This is a genomic window from Kribbia dieselivorans NBRC 106261 (genome assembly GCF_001552435.1).
Classification (GTDB): domain Bacteria; phylum Actinomycetota; class Actinomycetes; order Actinomycetales; family Dermatophilaceae; genus Kribbia; species Kribbia dieselivorans.
In genome coordinates this window covers 1-1,653 of the sequence record NZ_BCRE01000217.1, presented here as the reverse complement: position 1 = coordinate 1,653, position 1,653 = coordinate 1, and the positions used below count along the sequence as shown (strand labels likewise).

At 72.6% G+C, this 1,653-nt stretch carries 2 protein-coding genes; both read right to left on the bottom strand.

Annotation, left to right across the window (positions count from 1 at the left end; all coding sequences use genetic code 11):
- The coding region (locus KD1_RS14670; protein ID WP_502690826.1) for a uroporphyrinogen decarboxylase/cobalamine-independent methonine synthase family protein at positions 1 to 483 on the bottom strand (483 nt) is incomplete at its 3' end.
- On the bottom strand, positions 480 to 1,619 hold the full coding sequence (gene mnmA, locus KD1_RS14665; protein ID WP_068403158.1) for a tRNA 2-thiouridine(34) synthase MnmA: 1,140 nt from the start codon (positions 1,617 to 1,619) through the stop codon (positions 480 to 482). The genes mnmA and KD1_RS14670, both read right to left, overlap by 4 nt.
- Between the last annotated feature and the right edge of the window lie 34 nt (positions 1,620 to 1,653).

Sequence of the window (1,653 nt, the reverse complement as noted above, 5' to 3'; positions counted from 1 at the left end):
CGGCTCGTCGAGCTGGAGGACGAGCTGCGCTGCGGGCACGAGCCGCGCGACGTCGCGCAGATGCTGCGCGCTGCCCTCGATCAGCGACGCGGTCAGGTCACGGGTGGCGCCCGGATCGCTGACGACGCGTTCACCGCGGGTGAGTTCGAGCGTGGATGCGAGCGTCCACGGGCCGACGACCTGGAGTTTGAGCGGACCGGTCCACCCGTCGTAGGCCTCGGCGAGTTCATCGAGGTCCTGGCGCCAGAGGGCCGAGGTCCGAGCGGCGTCGCGCCCCGGCCGGTCGACCAGTCGCCAGCCGGCCGGTTGCCGGTCGACCGGCATCTCGACGAGGAGCCCGGCGGTGCGGCCGATCATGTCGGCGCCCGGGCCGCGGGCCGGCAGTTCGGGCAGATGCGGCAGCGAGACGAGATCTCGCACCGTGCGCAGGGCCTCGCGGATGTCGGTGCCGGGCCACGAGCCGAGCGCGGAGGAGCGCGTCACGGGGCGATCCCGGTGGCGCCGGGGCGAGCGGCCAATGTCGCGGTCTTGAGGGTCGCCGTCTGGTGGGTCGCGGTCTCGATCGTCGCCGACCCCACCACGCGGGTGCCGTCGTAGAGCACGACCGACTGGCCGGGGGCGATACCGCGCACGCGTTCGTCGAGCGTGACCGTGACGCGCTCCCCCTCCACGACCACCCTCGCCGGCAGTTCCTCGCCATGCGCGCGGAACTGCGCTCCGAGGCGCGTGGCTCCCTGCGGCACCGGACCGACCCAGCGCAGGTGCGCACCGGTGATGACGTCGACGCCGAGCAGGTCGGCGGTGCCGATGGTGACGACGTTGCGGGTGGTGTCGACGTCGGTGACGTAGCGGGCCTGGCCGTCGAGCCGGGAGCGGTCCAGGCCCAACCCGCGACGCTGACCGACGGTGTACCCGTGCGCGCCCTGATGGCGGCCGACCACCTCACCCGAGGTCGCGTCGACGACATCACCGGGCTCGTCCCCGAGGCGCGACCCGAGCCACGCGCGGGTGTCGCCGTCGGGGATGAAGCAGATGTCATGGCTGTCGGGCTTCTTCGCCACCGCGAAACCGCGCGCGGCGGCCTCCTCGCGCACCTGCGGCTTCGGGGTGTCGCCGAGAGGGAAGAAGCTGCGGGCCAACTGGTCGGCATCGAGCACACCGAGCACGTACGACTGATCCTTGGCGTGGTCGACGGCCCGGTGCAGCTCGCGCCCGTGCGGTCCCTCGACGATCTGCGCGTAGTGCCCGGTCGCCACCACGTCGAAGCCGAGCGCAAGCGCCTTGTCGAGCAGCGCGGCGAACTTGATCTTCTCGTTGCAGCGCAGGCAGGGGTTGGGCGTGCGGCCGGCCCGGTACTCGGCGATGAAGTCGTCGACGACGTCATGCTGGAAGCGGGTGGCCATGTCCCAGACGTAGAACGGGATCCCGAGGCGGTCGGCGACGCGGCGCGCGTCACCGGCGTCCTCGATGGTGCAGCACCCGCGAGCGCTCTCGCGCAACGTCGCGGCCGACTGCGACAGCGCCAGATGCACCCCGACGACGTCGTGCCCCGCTTCGATCATGCGGGCCGCGGCCACGGCCGAGTCCACGCCCCCGCTCATCGCCGCGACGACGCGCAATGGGCTGCTCACACCAGACCCGCTGCTCATGCCA